Source organism: Streptomyces sp. RKND-216 (genome assembly GCF_004795255.1).
Taxonomy (GTDB): Bacteria; Actinomycetota; Actinomycetes; order Streptomycetales; family Streptomycetaceae; genus Streptomyces; species Streptomyces hazeniae.
The window spans coordinates 4,759,120-4,775,155 of sequence record NZ_SSBQ01000002.1 but is presented as its reverse complement, the minus strand read 5'-3'; the positions used below and the strand labels follow the sequence as shown (position 1 = coordinate 4,775,155).

Below are 16,036 nucleotides of genomic sequence, written 5' to 3'. Positions count from 1 at the left end.
CAGCGGCCCCGAGTCCCGTCTTCCGGCGACAAGTGACAAGATGGGTCTTCGGCAGGACAGGGGCCCCCACGGCTTGAGACGAAGCCGAGTCCAGGGCCGAGAGAGACAAGCGGCCGAAACACAAGCCGCCCGGCCGGTCGAGACCGGTCCCGGCGCACCCATGCATGGAGGACGTGACGTGGCGAAGGACGCCAGCACCGTTTTCGACCTAGTGATCCTCGGAGGCGGCAGCGGTGGTTACGCCGCTGCCCTGCGCGCCGCACAGCTGGGTCTCGACGTCGCCCTGATCGAGAAGAACAAGCTGGGCGGCACCTGTCTGCACAACGGCTGCATCCCCACCAAGGCGCTGCTGCACGCCGGCGAGATCGCCGACGCGGCACGCGACGGTGCCGAGTTCGGCGTGAAGACCTCGCTCGAGGGCATCGACATGGCGGGCGTGCACAAGTACAAGGACGGCGTCGTCGCCGGGCTGTACAAGGGCCTGCAGGGCCTGGTCGCCAGCCGCAAGATCACCTACGTGGAAGGCGAGGGCCGACTGTCCTCCCCCACCTCCGTCGACGTGAACGGCCAGCGCTACGAAGGCCGCCACATCCTGCTGGCCACCGGCTCCGTCCCGAAGACGCTGCCCGGCCTGGAGATCGACGGCAACCGCATCATCTCCTCCGATCACGCCCTGGTGCTCGACCGCGTCCCGGAGTCCGCGATCGTGCTGGGCGGCGGCGTCATCGGCGTCGAGTTCGCCTCCGCGTGGAAGTCGTTCGGCAGCGAGGTCACCATCGTCGAGGGCCTGCCGCACCTGGTGCCCGCCGAGGACGAGAACAGCTCGAAGCTCCTGGAGCGCGCCTTCCGCAAGCGCGGCATCAAGTTCCAGCTGGGCTCCTTCTTCGAGAAGGCCGAGTACACGGACAACGGCGTCAAGGTCACCCTGGCCAACGGCAAGGAGTTCGAGGCCGAGGTGCTGCTGGTCGCCATCGGCCGCGGCCCGGTGTCCCAGGGCCTGGGCTACGAGGAGGCCGGGGTCGAGACGGACCGCGGCTTCGTCCTCGCCGACGAGTACTGCCGCACCAACGTGCCGACGATCTCCGCGGTCGGTGACCTCATCCCGACGCTCCAGCTCGCGCACGTCGGCTTCGCCGAGGGCATCCTGGTCGCCGAGCGCCTGGCCGGCCTGAACCCGGTGCCGGTCGACTACGACGGCGTACCGCGCGTGACGTACTGCCACCCCGAGGTCGCCTCCGTCGGCATCACCGAGGAGAAGGCCAAGGAGGTCTACGGCGCGGACAAGGTCGTGACGCTGAAGTACAACCTGGGCGGCAACGGCAAGAGCAAGATCCTGAAGACCGCCGGCGAGATCAAGCTGGTCCAGGTCCGGGACGGCGCCGTGGTCGGCGTGCACATGGTCGGCGACCGGCTCGGCGAGCAGGTCGGCGAGGCGCAGCTGATCTACAACTGGGAGGCGCTGCCGGCCGAGGTCGCGCAGCTGATCCACGCCCACCCGACGCAGAACGAGGCTCTCGGCGAGGCGCACCTGGCGCTGGCCGGGAAGCCGCTGCACTCGCACGACTGATCCCCCACCGGGCGCGACGCAGACCAACCGCACTTTTCGTTAGGAGCAACAGGAACCATGGCGGTTTCCGTAACCCTTCCGGCGCTCGGCGAGAGCGTCACCGAGGGCACCGTCACCCGGTGGCTGAAAGCCGAGGGTGAGCAGGTCGAGGCCGACGAGCCGTTGCTCGAGGTCTCGACCGACAAGGTCGACACCGAGATCCCCGCTCCCGCCTCCGGCACCCTGTCCTCGATCAAGGTCGCTGAGGACGAGACGGTCGAGGTCGGCGCCGAGCTGGCCCTGATCGACGACGGCAGTGGCGGCGGCGCGGCTCCCGCGGCCGAGCCCGCCCAGCAGGAGGCCCCGGCCCAGCAGTCCGAGCCCCAGCAGTCCGAGCCCCAGCAGGAGCAGGCTCCGCAGCCGGAGCCCGCCCAGGCGGCGGCCCCGTCCGGCGGCGGCGCCGAGGGCACCGACGTGGTGCTCCCGGCACTGGGCGAGTCCGTGACCGAGGGCACCGTCACCCGGTGGCTGAAGGAGGTCGGCGACTCGGTCGAGGCCGACGAGCCGCTGCTGGAGGTGTCCACCGACAAGGTCGACACCGAGATCCCCGCCCCGGCCGCCGGCAAGCTGCTGGAGATCGTGGTCGGCGAGGACGAGACCGCGGAGGTCGGCGCGAAGCTGGCCGTCATCGGTTCCGGTGACGCCGCTCCCACCGCCGAGGCCCCGGCACAGCCAGCCCCGCAGCAGCAGCAGGAGGAGGCGCCGAAGCAGGAAGCGCCGAAGCAGGAGGCCCCGCAGCCCGAGCCCGCCCCGGCCCCGCAGCCCGAGCCCGCCCCGGCCCCGCAGCCCGAGCCCGCCCGGCAGCAGACCCCCGCTTCCGTGCCGGCGCAGCCCGCCGCCCCGGCGCAGCCCGCCCCGGCCGCCGGTGCCGAGGCCGACGGCGCCTACGTCACGCCGCTGGTCCGCAAGCTGGCGGCCGAGCACGGTGTGAACCTGGCGCAGGTCAAGGGAACAGGCGTGGGCGGACGCATCCGCAAGCAGGACGTCGTCGCCGCCGCCGAGGCCGCGAAGCAGCAGGCTCCGGCCGCCGCCTCGCCCTCCGCCGCACCGGCTTCGCCGAAGCTGGAGGCATCGCCGCTGCGGGGCCAGACCGTCAAGATGCCGCGGATCCGCAAGGTGATCGCGGAGAACATGATGAAGGCGCTGCACAGCCAGGCGCAGCTCTCCACCGTGGTGGAGGTCGATGTCACCCGCATCATGAGGCTGCGGTCGCGGGCGAAGGAGTCCTTCCAGGCCCGTGAGGGCGTCAAGCTCTCCCCCATGCCGTTCTTCGTGCAGGCCGCCGCCGAGGCGCTGAAGGCCCACCCGGCCGTCAACGCCAAGATCAACGACGACGGCACCATCACCTACCACGACGTCGAGAACATCGGCATCGCGGTGGACTCGGAGAAGGGCCTGATGGTCCCGGTCATCAAGGAGGCCGGAAACCTCAACCTGGCGGGCATCGCCCGCAAGACGGCCGAGCTGGCGGGCAAGGTCCGCCAGGGCGGTCTCGGTCCGGACGACATGTCCGGCGGCACGTTCACGATCAGCAACACCGGTTCGCGCGGTGCGCTGTTCGACACGGTGATCGTGAACTACCCGCAGGTCGCGATGCTGGGCATCGGCGCCACCGTGCGTCGCCCGATGGTCGTGAACCACCCGGACCTGGGCGAGACCATCGCCGTCCGCGACATGGTCTACCTGACCCTGTCCTACGACCACCAGCTGGTCGACGGCGCGGACGCCGCCCGCTACCTCTCGGACGTGAAGGCCCGTCTGGAGGCCGGCGAGTTCGAGGGCGAGCTGGGTCTGTAACCCTCCGCACCATGAGACGGCGCCCCTGCCCGGAGAGTGATCCGGGCGGGGGCGTCGCCGTATGGTCGTGCCCAACGATCCGACCTCAGGAGCAGCCTCATGACCCCGCCCGTCGTCCATTCGCTGCGCGAGCAGATCCGCGAGCACATCGTGGAGGGGATCGTCAGCGGCCGGTGGAAGCCCGGGGAGCGGATCGTGGAGCGGCGCATCGCGGTGGAGCTGGAGGTCAGCCAGACACCCGTGCGGGAGGCGCTGCGGGAGCTGGAGGCGCTGCGACTGATCGAGTCCGCGCCGAACAAGGGCGTACGGGTGCGGGAGCTGTCCGCGGCCGACCTGGAGGAGATCTACCCGGTGCGCGCGGGTCTGGAGCAGATGGCCGCTGAGCTGGCCGCACCACGGCTCGCCGACGACGTCTCGCGACTGGAGCCGCACGTCGCCGCGCTGTACGGAGCGGACCGGGACGGGGACGGCGAGGCGCAGGTCAGGCATACCGTGGGCTTCCACCGCGAGCTGGTGCGGGCGTCCGGCAACAGCGTGCTGCTGCACACCTGGGAGGGTCTGGGCATCGAGGTGTGGACCGCCCTGTCGATCCGCTGGCTCGGCACGGTGCAGCAGAGCTACGCGGAGGAGCACGAGGCGGTGCTGGAGGCCTTCCGGCGACGGGACCCGCGTATCGGCGAGCTGGTCAAGGAACACGTGCTCGGCTGCGCGCCGCGCGCCTGACGGCGCGCGCAACGGCCCGTCCGTGCGCTGCCCGGCAGTGGCACCGCGACCTGCGAACCCGAGGGTAGAACCGGGCAGTAACCCCAGAAAGCAAGGCGGCACGCTGTGCCGACTTCAGGGGCACAGGGTGCCAATTTCTCTCGGAGTCTTTGATCGATCATCGATCGGCACGTAGAGTCATTCCGCTGGGGCGATCCCCTGTCCTGCCTGCCCATCGGGGACGAACCCTTCCCGCAGCACAACCCCCACAGCACGACGCATCTGTCCGTCCGCGAGAGGTGAGGTGGCCACCATGCCCGACGCCGTATCCCATCAGCCGAGCGAGCTCGACCAGCTCCCTGACCGCGACCCGCAGGAGACCGCCGAGTGGCGGGAATCGCTGGACGCCGTCTCCGAGCACGCGGGCGCGCACCGGGCGTCGTACCTGATGCGCCGCACCCTCGAACACGCCGGGCACAGCGGCTTGGCCCTGCCGAAGCTGCTCGAGACGGACTACGTCAACAGCATCCCCACCGCCGCCGAACCGGAGATCCCCGGCGACCGCGCGCTGGAGGCCCGGATCACCGCGTGGAACCGCTGGAACGCCGCCGCCATGGTCACCCGCGGCAGCCGTTACGGCCTGGGCGGCCACATCGCCACCTTCGCCTCCGCCGCCTGGCTCTACGAGACCGGGTTCCAGCACTTCTTCCGCGGCAAGGAGGACCGGGAGACCGGCGGCTCCGGCGACCAGCTCTTCATCCAGGGCCACGCCTCCCCCGGCATCTACGCCCGCGCCTTCCTCGACGGCCGCCTCTCCGAGCAGCAGCTCGACAACTTCCGCCAGGAGGTCGGCGGCAACGGCCTCCCCTCGTACCCGCACCCGCGGCGCAGCCCCGAACTGTGGGAGTTCCCCACCGTGTCGATGGGCCTCGGCCCGCTCGCCGCGATCTACCAGGCCCGCTTCAACCGCTACCTGGCCGGCCGCGGCATCAAGGACACCGCCGGTTCGCACGTGTGGGCCTTCCTCGGCGACGGCGAGATGGACGAGCCGGAGTCGACCGCCGCACTCGCCCTCGCGGGCCGCGAGCAGCTCGACAATCTCACCTTCGTCATCAACTGCAACCTGCAGCGGCTCGACGGCCCGGTCCGCGCGAACTTCAAGATCGTGCAGGAGCTGGAGGCGCAGTTCCGCGCCGCCGGCTGGAACGTCGTGAAGTCGCTGTGGGGCTCCGCCTGGGACGAGCTGTTCCAGCTCGACACCACCGGCGCGCTGGTGCGCCGGCTCCGGGAGGTGCCGGACGCGCAGTTCCAGACGTACGCCACCCGCGACGCCGCCTACATCCGCGAGCACTTCTTCGGCGCCGAGCCGGCCCTCGCGGAACTGGGCAGGCTGCTCACCGACGACAAGATCATCGAGTGCTTCCGCACCTCCCGCGCCGGCCACGAGCCGCGCAAGGTGTACGCGGCCTACCGCGCGGCGCTGGCCCACAAGGGCGCGCCGACCGTCGTACTCTCGCAGACCGTCAAGGGCTGGACGCTGGGCCCGGGCTTCGAGTCGCGCAACGCCAACCACCAGATGAAGAAGCTGACCGGCAAGGAGTTCCGCGCCATGCGGGACCTGCTGGAACTGCCCATCCCGGACAGCCGGCTCGACGAGGGCCTGGTTCCCTACGTGCACCCGGGCGCCGACTCGCCCGAGGTGAGGTACCTCCAGGAGCGCCGTGCCGAACTGGGCGGCCCCGCCCCGGCCCGCAAGGTGCACCCGGTGGCGCTGCCGGAGCCCGCTGCCAAGCCCTTCGACACCCTCTTCAAGGGTTCGGGCTCCCAGGAGATCGCCACCACCATGGCGTTCGTGCGGCTGGTGAAGGACCTGATGCGGGAGAAGGAGACCGGCAGGCGCTGGGTGCCGATCGTGCCGGACGAGGCCCGCACCTTCGGCATGGAGTCGCTCTTCCCGTCCGCCGGCATCTACTCGCCGCTGGGCCAGACCTACGACGCGGTGGACCGTGACCAGCTCCTGTACTACAAGGAGGCGAAGGACGGTCAGATCCTGAACGAGGGCATCACCGAGGCCGGTTCGATGGCGGACTTCACCGCCGCGGCCACCGCCTACGCCACGCACGGCGAGCCGATGATCCCGTTCTACATCTTCTACTCCATGTTCGGCTGGCAGCGGACCGCCGACCAGATGTGGGCGCTCGCCGACCAGCTCGGCCGCGGCTTCCTCATCGGCGCCACCGCCGGCCGTACGACGATGACCGGCGAGGGCCTCCAGCACGCCGACGGACAGTCGCCGCTGATCGCCTCGACCAACCCTGCGGCGCTCACCTACGATCCGGCGTTCGCCTACGAGGTCGGCGTCATCGTCCGGGACGGTCTGCGCCGCATGTACGGCCCGGACGCCGAGGACGTCTTCTACTACCTCACCGTCTACAACGAGCCGAAGGTGCAGCCCGCGATGCCGGAGGGCGTCGAGGAGGGCATCGTCAAGGGCCTGTACCGCTTCAACCAGGGCACCGCGCCCGCCGACGACGCGCCGCACGTCCAGCTGCTCGCCTCCGGCACCGCGATCCACTGGATCCTGCAGGCGCAGCAGATGCTGGCCGAGGAGTGGGGCGTGACCGCGGACGTGTGGTCCGCGCCGTCCTGGAGCGAGCTGCGGCGGGACGCCCTGGAGTGCGACGCGGCGGCGCTGCGCGGCGAGGACCGCGTGCCGTACGTGACGCGCGTGCTGGAGGGAGCGCCGGGCCCGGTGCTGGCGGTCAGCGACTGGATGCGGGCCGTCCCGGACCAGATCAGCCAGTGGGTGGAGCAGGACTGGTGCTCGCTGGGCACGGACGGCTTCGGCCTGTCCGACACCCGCGAGGCCACCCGCCGCCACTTCGGCGTGGACGCCGAGTCGGTGGTCGTCGCGGCGCTGTCCCGGCTGGCCCGACGCGGCGAGGTCAAGCAGGAGACCGTGCGGCAGGCGGCGGAGAAGTACGGCCTGGCCTGATCCGCCCCGCTCCGTCACGGCGCGTGCGGCCGCCCTTCCAGGGGCGGGCGCACGCGCCGTGCGGCGTTCCGGCTCGTGCCGGGTGGGCGCCGTGTCTGTGCCGGCGTCAGACGGCCTGGTCGGTCGTGGGCTCGTCGTCGTCGGGCGGGTCCGGGAAGCCGCGGAGCTTGAGGATCGCGGCGGCCATCCCGCCCCAGATGACCACGATGAAGACGATCATCATGATGATGGCACTTGTGGACATCAGTGCCTCCTCCCTTCGGGCAGGTCGGCCGTCCCGCCCGGTCCCCCGGGCCCGGTGGGAGGCAGTTCCTCGTCGGAGCGCCACGGCACGAGCGAGATCAGGATGCCGACGACCAGGGCGCCGAGAGCGACGCTCCAGCCGTACCTCAGCAGGAAGTCGGTGGTGTAGTCGCCGTAGTTGGTCTCGAACTCGGCGAGCAGGCTGTCGATCATCATCCATCCCAGCACCAGCGGCGTGACCACGCCCAGACAGGCCACCCACCACCAGCCCAGCCGTACCGCGGAGGTGGCGTTGACGCTCTGCTGCAGCTGCGGCAGCCGACGCAGCCACCAGGCCACGAAGACGACGAAGGCCAGACCGGCCAGCACGATGCCGTACTGGTTGATGAAGTGGTCGGCGGCGTCCAGCAGGTACAGGCCGTTGTCGTTGGAGAACAGCAACAGCGAGATGATGCCGATCGCGCCGGTCACCGTGACCACGGCGACCGCGCGACCGACCCGCAGCCGGTCCTGCACGGACGCCACCACGACCTGCACGATGCTGATCAGCGAGCTGAAGCCGGCGAAGACCAGGGACCCGAAGAACAGCACGCCGAAGAACCACCCGGCGGGCATGGTGGAGATGACCGCCGGGAAGGCCACGAAGGCCAGCCCGAGGCCGTCCGTGGCCACCTCACCCACCCCGACTCCCGACTCGGCGGCCAGGAATCCCAGGGTGGCGAAGACGCCGATGCCGGCCAGGATCTCGAAGGCGCTGTTGGAGAAGCCGGCGACGAGCGCCGATCCGCTGAGGTCCGAACGGCGCCCCAGGTAGGAGGAGTAGGTGACCATGATGCCGAAGCCGATGGACAGCGAGAAGAAGATCTGCCCGTAGGCCGCGACCCAGACGCTGCCGTCGCCCAGCGCCGACCAGTCCGGGGTGAAGAACGCGTCCAGGCCGGTCGCCGCGCCGTCCAGGGTGAGCGCACGAACGACCAGGACCACGAAGAACAGCGCCAGCATCGGGATGAAGATGATGTTGGCCTTCTCGATGCCCTTGCGCACGCCCAGGTACAGGACGAACAGCACGACCAGCCACACCGCCAGCAGCGGCCAGAAGACGCCGCCCACGAAGGCGTCGCTCACGTCCCCGGGGGTCTCCGCGGTCCGCAGGAAGTCGCCGAAGAGGAACGCCTCGGGGTCGTCGCCCCAGTCCTGCCCGAAGGAGAACCCGACGTAGCGGATGGCCCAGGCCAGGATGACGGCGTAGTAGGTCGCGATGACGAAGCAGATCGCCACCTGCCACCAGCCGATGAACTGCCCCGGCTTGCCCAGGGCCCGGAACGCGGCGGGCGGCGACTTCCGGTACTTCCGGCCGACGCTGTATTCCAGGATCAGCAGCGGCAGACCGGCGGTGAGCAGAGCCGCGAGGTAGGGCAGGAGAAACGCGCCGCCGCCGTTCTCGTACGCGACTGCGGGAAACCGCCAGATGTTGCCGAGCCCGACGGCCGAGCCGATCGCCGCGAAGAGGAACCCGGTGCGGGAACCCCAGCGCTCGCGGGGCTGGTGCTGCGGGCGGGAATGCTCAGCCATGACGCCGTCCTTCGTCGCTCAGGCCGTGCCCGTCCGGTCGCCCGCGGGAAAGAGCCAGTTCAGAGGTTCTCTTCGCGCGCCCCGGACAGTCCTTGCGGCCCATGGTGCTCCCGTCCTCGGCGCAGCGCCATCCGGCCGTGGCAGACGGGTTCAGCGGGCCGGGTCGGGCCGAGGCCCGCCCCGACGCGGCGGAAGGCGTCGGCGTGTCCCGGGCATTCCGCGTGCGTCGGGGCCCACCAGGCTGGATGCTGGTGCCGTGATGGACGAGACGGAGTTCTGGGAGCACGTCGACGCCGCCCGCGAGGCCGCCGAGGGAGACCCCGACGAGCAGGCCGACGTCCTGGTCGACCGGCTCACGCAGCTCGACCCGGACGCGGTGACGTACTTCGCCCGGCACTTCGAGGTCCGCTACCGCCGTGCCTACCAGTGGGACCTGTGGGCGGCGGCCTGGATTCTGCTGGACGGGGTCAGCGACGACGCCTTCGACGCCTTCCGCTGCTGGCTCATCGGGCAGGGCCGGCACCTCTTCGAGGTCGCCGCCCACGACGCGGACGCGCTGGCCGAGCTGCTGGAGGACTTCGACGAGGAGCTGGACGGCGAGGCCGAGGACCTGGGCTTCGCGGCGGACGAGGCGTACGAGCAGCTCACCGGCGGCGAGCTGCCGGACCTCGGGCTCCCGGACCGGTCCCCCGACCCGGAGGGCGCACCGCTCGACCTGGAGGACGACGCGGCGCTGGCCGAGCGCCTCCCCCGTCTGTGGGAACGCTTCCGCACCTGAGCCGCCCCGTGCCGGCGGCGCCTGGTGCCGTCCCCGGCACGGTACCGGTCAGCCGGCCAGCGACCGGCCCATCAGCACGTCGTCCACGTACGCGCCGTCCAGCAGGAACTCCTCCGGCAGCACGCCCTCGACCCGGAAGCCGGCCGACTCGTACAGCGCCCGGGCCGGCACGTTCGGCCCCAGCACGCGGAGGGTGAGGCGCCGCGCGCCCCGCTCCCGGGCCAGCGCGCACACCCCCTCCAGCAGGGCGCGCGCGACGCCGATGCCGCGCGCCCGCTCGTCCACCACGAGGCCGTGGATCTGGCGGACGTGCGCGTTGGACTCCAGCTCGGTGGGGCGTCCCAGCCGAACGTAGCCGACGAGGCCGCGACCCGGCAGGTCGGCGACGAGGTGGTCCTCGGGGCCGGTGGTGGCGAAGAAGGAGGGATACGGCGGCTCGGGTCGCGGCGTGACCGCGTGCAGCGGGGACCAGGTCCGGCGGTCGAGAACGCCGAGCGGGCCCTCGTCGGCGTCCGAGGCGGCCCGGATGGTGAACTGGGAGGGCATACGCGTCACTCTTGTCCTCATCCGCCGCCCACGTCCACAGGATTACGCCCATGCGCCTCGCAGTGACCGGTTCGAACGGCCTCATCGGCTCCGCCCTCGTCTCCTCCCTCCACCGGGACGGCCACGAGGTGGTGCGCGTGGTGCGGCACCCTCCGCGCGCGGCGGACGAGGTGGCGTGGGACCCGAAGGGCGGCACCGTGGACACCGCCGGCCTGGCGGGCTGCGAGGCGGTGGTCCACCTCGCGGGAGCCGGCGTCGGCGAACGCCGGTGGACCGCGGCGTACAAGAAGGAGCTACGGGACAGCCGGGTGCTGGGCACCGCCACGCTGGCCGAAGCGGTAGCGGGCATGGCGGAGCCGCCCGCGACCTTCCTCGTCGGCACGGCCATCGGCTGGTACGGCGACACCGGGACACGCGCGGTGGACGAGTCCGCGGCACCCGGCTCCGGCTTCATGGCCGACCTGTGCCGCGACTGGGAGGCCGCCGCGGCACCCGCCGAACGGGCGGGCGTCCGCACCGTGTTCGCGCGGACCGGACTGGTGGTGGCCCGTCAGGGCGGTGCCTGGGGGCGGCTGTTCCCGATCTTCCGGGCGGGCATCGGCGGCCGCCTCGGCGACGGACGGCAGTACTGGAGCCACATCGCGCTGCACGACCACGTCGCCGCGCTGCGCCACCTGCTCGACACCCCGGAGCTGCACGGACCGGTGAACCTCACCGCACCGGAACCCGTCACCAACCGCGAGGTGACGGCGGCGATGGCGCGGGTGCTGCGGCGGCCCGCGCTGCTCCCGGTGCCCGTGGCCGTACTGCGGCTGGTCCTCGGCGAGTTCGCCGACGACGTGGTCGGCTCGCAGCGTGTGCGGCCCCGGCGGCTGCTGGAGTCCGGGTTCCGCTTCGCCTTCCCGACGGTGGAGGACGCGGTGCGGGCCGCGCTGGACCGCACCGCCTGACCACCTTTCGGTTCCGGTGGGCGCGCTGCCGGCCCGACCGCTTCCGCGCGCCGGTCGTGTCCACGGGCGTGCGCCGTCGTGCGCCCGTGCCACCCCGTGCACCACTGACGGCGAGTCCGCGTGTGCATAGAGTCGACTCCCTCGGGTATTCCCGGCTCTGCCTGCGGGCATGAGCCAGACGGAACGTCCAACGCTCCGACGGGAAAAAGCCCTTGCTGTCGCTCGACGACCTTGGGGAGGGCACGTGCCGATCAACAGCGCACTCGCACGCCGCACGCACGCGGAGGAGACCGACGTCGTCGTCGTGGGCGCCGGGCCGGCCGGCCTGGCAGCGGCACTGCACCTGGCCGGTGCGGGGCTGCGGGTCGTGGTTCTGGAGGCCGAGGGCCGCATCGGCGGCCGGATGCGCACCGACGAGGTGGACGGCCATCTGCTGGACCGCGCACCGGGGTTGCTCTGCCCCGGCTGGCCCGAGGCCGAACTGCCCGGTCTGGGCCTGGGATCGGCGCTCGCGCTGCGTCCCTTCGCGCCCGGCGCCGTGTTGCGGACCGGGAACCGGGCGCTGCGTGTCGCAGACGTCCGCCCGCACGCCGGACGGCCGGGGCGGGGCGGCCACCCGCACGGCGGCCGGGTGGGCCGCGGCGCGCTGCGCTCGGCCCGCGCGCTGACCCGTACGGCGGTGAGCGACGCCGTGGAGGTCTCGCGGCTCCGGGCCGCCCTGGGCAGGCTGGCCGCGCTGCCCGAAGAACGCCTGCACGCCCGGCCCGAGGTGTCCGCGACGAAGGCTCTCGCCGGGCGCGGCCTGTCCGGCCGCACGGCCGACGCCCTGATACGCCCGCTCCTCTCCGCGCTGCTGTCCGATCCGGCGCTGACCACGTCCAGCCGGGTCGCCGACCTGGCGTTGCGCGGCTTCGCCCGGGCCGGGCTGTGCGTACCGGCCGGCGGTGCCGGCGCGCTGCCGGGCGTCCTGGCCGCCGCGCTGCCCCGGGGCTCCGTACGGACCGGGGTGCGCGCCACCTCGGTCTGTGCGAGCGCGGTGGACACGGCCGGGCACGGCAGCATCGGCTGCCGCGCCGTGGTCATCGCGGCCGGTGCACACCGGGCGGCGCAGCTTCTGCCCGGCCTGCGCGTCCCACCGCACCACCCGGTGACGGTGCTGCACCACCTCGCGGACGGCCCGCTGCCGCACCGGGACGCGCTGCTGGTCGACGCCGAGCGCCGCGGCCCGGTCTCGCACAGCTGGGTGGCGTCGGCGGTCGACCCGTCCCGGACGCCGGGCGACGGACGGCCGCTGGTGACGTCCGTGGTGCTCGGCGAGGCGGCCGGGGAACCGGCGGCCACGTTGGAGAAGGCAGTACGGGCGCACGCGGGCGTGCTGCACGGAGTGCCGTCGGACGGATGGGAGGCGATGGCCGTCCATCACGACCCGCGCGCCGTGCCCGCGATGCCCGCCCCGCACGACCTCCGGCGGGCCGTGCGCGTGCTGTGCGGCCTGTACGTGTGCGGCGACCACCGTGAGGTGTCGGGTCCGCAGGGGGCCCTCGCCTCGGCCCGGCGGGCGGCAGCCGAGGTGTTGCGCGATCTCGGTCTGCGATCCGCCCCGCAGGGCGGCCCGGGCGTGCCTGCGGCGGCCTGAGCACACCTTTCGGAAGATCCCTCCCGACGGGCCGTCACATGCGCTCTGGCCAGGGCCTTTTGTCAGTGGGCGGCGGTATTCTGGAGACAGAATCGCGAGGGCTCACCCACGTCCTGGGAGGTCGCTGATGACCGTCGTCCGCAAGGTGCCGCTGCCCGCCGGGCAGCCCCGAGAGTGGTACGTCGCACACAACCGCCGGCTGAAGGCGATGCGGCTGGCGATCGCGTTGCTCGACTCCGGCGTCTACACGCCGGACCGGGCGACGGACCGCCGCATCTGCGGCCTGGCCCAGCGGATAGGCGTCCACCGTCCGTCCCGCACGACCTGCCGCGCCGTCCGGGACCTGCTCCCTGCGCCGACGCGCCGGTAGCCCCCGCCCGGGGGCGGGGCTCGGAGAGCCCCGCCCCCGGTGTCGGCGCCGTCCCGGACAGCTGCGGCCCCGGCACGGCGCAGGCACGACCCGGAGCCCCGCAACCGGCCGTTCAGCCCAGGGCGGCTACGCGCTCGCGGTAGACACGCACCGGCCCCGCGTCGCGGTACGGCTCGAGACGGCGTTCGAAGTCACGCACGTATTCGAACGCCCGCGCCGACCGCATCTCCGCGGCCTGCAGCGCCGCCTCCGCCGCGAGCGCACACGCCTGCTCGACCTCGCCCAGCCCGAGCCGCGCGGTCGCCAGCACCACCCGGCAGAACAACCGGCTGCGCGCATAGCCTGCGCCGCGCAGCCGCAGCGCCCGCTCCGCATGCTGTGCCGCAGCGCGGTACTGCTGGAGGTCCCGGTGGCAGTGCGCGAACTCGTCCGCGAGCTGCGCCTCGTTGAAGAAGCGCGCCCAGGGTGGCACCTCCTCCCCCTGCCGCACGGCCTCCAGCGACCGTTCGGCCCGCGCCAGCGAAGCAGTGCAGGCCCGCACCTCACCGAGCACGCCGTGGCCGCGCGCCTCGGCGGCGTGCAGCAGCGCCTGGACCGCGGACGGCGCCGCCGCACCCACCCCCTGCTGCGCCACCCGCGCGAGCTGCACCGCCTCCCGGCCGTGACCGAGGTAGACGGCCTGGCGGCTCATCGTCACCAGCACGTAAGCGCCGTACGCCCGGTCGCCCGCTGCCTGGGAGAGTCGCAACGCCTGCACGAAGTAGCGCTGGGCGAGGCCGTGAGCCGCGACGTCGTACGAGGTCCATCCGGCGAGCCGGGTGAGGTCGGCGACCGCGCCGAAGAGGCGGCGCCCGGTCTGCTCGCCGTAGACGCCGCGCAGCAGCGGATCCGCCTCGTGTTCGAGGTATCGCACCAGGCCCTGGCGGGCGTGGCCGCCGCCGTAGGCGTGGTCGAGCGCGCGGAAGAGGTCGCAGACCGAGCGCAGCGCGGCGACGTCGCCTCCGGTCACGCGACGGCCCGGACCTCGTTCGGTGAGTTGCGCCGGCTCGGTGACGGCGGCCCGCCCGGCGGCGGTACCGGATGCGGTACCCGGGCCGCCGGGGAGACCGCTCGGGTCCGCCGCCCCGGCGGGGCGCGGTACCCGCACCCCTCCCGCCGCCAGCCCGCTTCCCGGTGACGCCGCGACCGCGCCCGGCCGGAGAACCGGGCTCGCCCCGCGCGCCTGCTGCGGCACCCGCGCGGAAGCCGCCGGCGGCACCGCCGGCCCGTCGGCACCGCTACCGCCTCCGCCACCACGTGCGACACGCTCGTCGGACCGCCCGATCAGCCAGTCCCGGCTGGGCACCACCAGACCGGCCGGCGTGAACGCGATCTTCCGCAGGTCGGCCTGTGCACCGGTGTCCTTGCGCCAGAGCCCGCTGACGATGTCCACCGCCTCGGCGGGCGTCGCGGCGAACTCCAGACCCGCGTACACCGGAGCACACGCGTCCAGGCCGAGGTCCTGCGCGGACAGGCGCCGGCCCAGTCGGCGGGTGAAGACCTCCGCGATCAGGGCGGGGGTGGTGCCGCGCGGCTGCTGCCCGCGCAGCCAGCGGGTCACGGACGTCTTGTCGTAGCGCAGGTCGAGACCGTGTTCGAGGCCGAGCTGGTCCACCCGCCGGGCGAGGCCCGCGTGGGAGAACCCGGCTTCCGCGATGAGCGCGGCGAGGCGTCGGTTGGGCGTGCGCTGCTGGGGGGAACCCCCAGGTCGTTCCGTCGTCATCGGCTGTACGGTCTCCTGACTCACGGCTTGCGCGCAGACGCCGGGGCGCCCTGCTGGAACGGCGCGAATGTAACGGCCACAGCGACCGCACCGGCCCTGACCGCCGCGTATTCATCCGTACGTGTGAGTAGGCGGTCGCCTCCGGATCTGCTCGGGACCCGCCGTAGAGTGGCTGGGGTGTGCATCGAGCGCACCGGGGCGCGTGCCCGCGCCCGAGACCCACGCAGAGGAGACGGCCGTGAGCGAGCTGCGCTTCGTCCACCTGGGCTTCGGCGCCGACGCCGTGGAGTACACCGCGGCGTGGCAGGAGCAGCGCCGGGTGCATGCGGCACGGTTCGCGGACGAGGCCCCGGACACCTGTCTGCTGCTGGAGCACCAGGCCGTCTACACCGCCGGCCGCCGCACCGAGGACAGCGAACGCCCGTTGGACGGCACCCCGGTGGTGGACGTGGACCGCGGTGGGAAGATCACCTGGCACGGCCCCGGCCAGCTCGTCGGATACCCGATCCTGAAACTGCCGCGCCCGGTCGACGTCGTGGCGCACGTGCGGCGGCTGGAGGAGGCGCTGATCCGGGCCGCCGCCGAGTTCGGCGTGGCGACCACGCGGATCGAGGGGCGCAGCGGCGTGTGGGTCCTCGGCGACCCGGTCGAGCGGCGCAGCCGAGACGCGGGACGGGATGAGGGTCCCGACGGGCAGCAGGCTCTCGGCGGCCTGGCGCTGGACTTCGACCCGAGGCTGACGGACGAGGAGTTCGACCCGAGGCTGAGCGGCCCGGAGTACGCGCCGTCCAACGCGGGGCAGCGCCGGGAGGACCGGAAACTGGCCGCCATCGGCATCCGGGTCGCCAAGGGCGTGACCATGCACGGCTTCGCGCTGAACTGTGATCCCGACAACACCGAGTTCGACCGGATCGTGCCCTGCGGCATCCGTGACGCGGGCGTCACCTCGCTCTCGGACGAGCTGGGCAGGAATGTTCCGGTCGCCGAGGTGCTTCCCGTAGTGGAGAAGCACCTCCGTGCGGTGCTGGAGGAGGCACTTCCCCTCCCCCGCGCCGTCTGACCCGCACAACGGCAGGCGT

At 72.7% G+C, this 16,036-nt stretch carries 13 protein-coding genes; 9 read left to right on the top strand and 4 right to left on the bottom strand.

The window, feature by feature from the left end:
* Positions 1 to 178: 178 nt before the first annotated feature.
* The 4 genes from lpdA to aceE all read left to right on the top strand — a co-directional run bounded on the left by lpdA (position 179) and on the right by aceE (position 7,100).
* Entirely contained in the window at positions 179 to 1,567 is a 1,389-nt protein-coding gene (gene lpdA / locus E4198_RS20870) for a dihydrolipoyl dehydrogenase (protein ID WP_027763079.1), read from the top strand.
* Positions 1,568 to 1,624: 57 nt separating this feature from the next.
* Positions 1,625 to 3,403: a 2-oxoglutarate dehydrogenase, E2 component, dihydrolipoamide succinyltransferase gene (sucB, locus tag E4198_RS20865; protein ID WP_136184506.1), complete on the top strand. Its 1,779-nt coding sequence runs from the start codon at positions 1,625 to 1,627 to the stop codon at positions 3,401 to 3,403.
* A 99-nt stretch (positions 3,404 to 3,502) separates the two neighbouring features.
* Complete coding sequence (locus E4198_RS20860; protein WP_136184505.1) at positions 3,503 to 4,126, top strand: GntR family transcriptional regulator; 624 nt, start codon at positions 3,503 to 3,505, stop codon at positions 4,124 to 4,126.
* A 292-nt stretch (positions 4,127 to 4,418) separates the two neighbouring features.
* Positions 4,419 to 7,100: a pyruvate dehydrogenase (acetyl-transferring), homodimeric type gene (gene aceE, locus E4198_RS20855; RefSeq protein WP_136184504.1), complete on the top strand. Its 2,682-nt coding sequence runs from the start codon at positions 4,419 to 4,421 to the stop codon at positions 7,098 to 7,100.
* 106 nt (positions 7,101 to 7,206) lie between these two features.
* Here the strand turns inward: aceE and E4198_RS20850 are convergent, their stop codons facing one another.
* Together E4198_RS20850 and E4198_RS20845 are read right to left on the bottom strand one after the other, a co-directional pair.
* The gene (locus E4198_RS20850) at positions 7,207 to 7,344 is read right to left on the bottom strand and encodes a methionine/alanine import family NSS transporter small subunit (RefSeq protein ID WP_136184503.1); all 138 of its coding nucleotides are present in this window, start codon (positions 7,342 to 7,344) and stop codon (positions 7,207 to 7,209) included.
* Complete coding sequence (locus E4198_RS20845) at positions 7,344 to 8,915, bottom strand: sodium-dependent transporter (protein WP_136184502.1); 1,572 nt, start codon at positions 8,913 to 8,915, stop codon at positions 7,344 to 7,346. Before E4198_RS20845 ends, E4198_RS20850 begins: the two co-directional genes overlap by 1 nt.
* A 259-nt stretch (positions 8,916 to 9,174) precedes the next feature.
* On the opposite strand from E4198_RS20845, the gene E4198_RS20840 reads away from it, so the two are divergent.
* A complete protein-coding gene (locus tag E4198_RS20840) occupies positions 9,175 to 9,693 on the top strand; it encodes a DUF4240 domain-containing protein (protein WP_136185523.1) in 519 nt (172 codons plus the stop codon).
* Positions 9,694 to 9,741: 48 nt separating this feature from the next.
* On the opposite strand, the gene E4198_RS20835 is transcribed toward E4198_RS20840, so the two are convergent.
* Entirely contained in the window at positions 9,742 to 10,239 is a 498-nt protein-coding gene (locus E4198_RS20835) for a GNAT family N-acetyltransferase (protein WP_136184501.1), read from the bottom strand.
* A 50-nt stretch (positions 10,240 to 10,289) separates the two neighbouring features.
* Between E4198_RS20835 and E4198_RS20830 the strand changes: the two genes are divergently transcribed.
* The 3 genes from E4198_RS20830 (at position 10,290) to E4198_RS20820 (ending at position 13,195) form a co-directional block, all read left to right on the top strand.
* Positions 10,290 to 11,189 carry a TIGR01777 family oxidoreductase gene (locus E4198_RS20830; RefSeq protein ID WP_210732868.1) on the top strand — a complete coding sequence of 300 codons (900 nt, stop codon included), beginning with the start codon at positions 10,290 to 10,292 and terminating at the stop codon, positions 11,187 to 11,189.
* Between the two features lie 244 nt (positions 11,190 to 11,433).
* Entirely contained in the window at positions 11,434 to 12,825 is a 1,392-nt protein-coding gene (locus E4198_RS20825) for an FAD-dependent oxidoreductase (RefSeq protein WP_247597779.1), read from the top strand.
* A 127-nt stretch (positions 12,826 to 12,952) separates the two neighbouring features.
* Positions 12,953 to 13,195 (top strand): hypothetical protein, encoded by a 243-nt coding sequence (locus tag E4198_RS20820; RefSeq protein WP_136184499.1) that lies wholly within the window; start codon positions 12,953 to 12,955, stop codon positions 13,193 to 13,195.
* 112 nt (positions 13,196 to 13,307) lie between these two features.
* Here E4198_RS20820 and E4198_RS20815 read toward each other — a convergent pair whose 3' ends face one another.
* Positions 13,308 to 14,957 carry a regulator gene (locus tag E4198_RS20815; RefSeq protein ID WP_136184498.1) on the bottom strand — a complete coding sequence of 550 codons (1,650 nt, stop codon included), beginning with the start codon at positions 14,955 to 14,957 and terminating at the stop codon, positions 13,308 to 13,310.
* A 238-nt stretch (positions 14,958 to 15,195) separates the two neighbouring features.
* Here E4198_RS20815 and lipB point away from each other — a divergent pair, with 238 nt between their 5' ends.
* Positions 15,196 to 16,017 (top strand): lipoyl(octanoyl) transferase LipB, encoded by an 822-nt coding sequence (gene lipB, locus E4198_RS20810; RefSeq protein WP_136184497.1) that lies wholly within the window; start codon positions 15,196 to 15,198, stop codon positions 16,015 to 16,017.
* The last annotated feature ends 19 nt before the right edge of the window (positions 16,018 to 16,036 follow it).

Bases quoted from the DNA above. Each gene is read 5' to 3' on its own strand.
- sucB (WP_136184506.1), top strand. From the start codon at position 1,625: ATGGCGGTTTCCGTAACCCTTCCGGCGCTCGGCGAGAGCGTCACCGAG.
- E4198_RS20860 (WP_136184505.1), top strand. From the start codon at position 3,503: ATGACCCCGCCCGTCGTCCATTCGCTGCGCGAGCAGATCCGCGAGCAC.
- aceE (WP_136184504.1), top strand. From the start codon at position 4,419: ATGCCCGACGCCGTATCCCATCAGCCGAGCGAGCTCGACCAGCTCCCT.
- E4198_RS20850 (WP_136184503.1), bottom strand. From the start codon at position 7,344: ATGTCCACAAGTGCCATCATCATGATGATCGTCTTCATCGTGGTCATC.
- E4198_RS20845 (WP_136184502.1), bottom strand. From the start codon at position 8,915: ATGGCTGAGCATTCCCGCCCGCAGCACCAGCCCCGCGAGCGCTGGGGT.
- E4198_RS20840 (WP_136185523.1), top strand. From the start codon at position 9,175: ATGGACGAGACGGAGTTCTGGGAGCACGTCGACGCCGCCCGCGAGGCC.
- E4198_RS20835 (WP_136184501.1), bottom strand. From the start codon at position 10,239: ATGCCCTCCCAGTTCACCATCCGGGCCGCCTCGGACGCCGACGAGGGC.
- E4198_RS20830 (WP_210732868.1), top strand. From the start codon at position 10,290: ATGCGCCTCGCAGTGACCGGTTCGAACGGCCTCATCGGCTCCGCCCTC.
- E4198_RS20820 (WP_136184499.1), top strand. From the start codon at position 12,953: ATGACCGTCGTCCGCAAGGTGCCGCTGCCCGCCGGGCAGCCCCGAGAG.
- E4198_RS20815 (WP_136184498.1), bottom strand. From the start codon at position 14,957: ATGACGACGGAACGACCTGGGGGTTCCCCCCAGCAGCGCACGCCCAAC.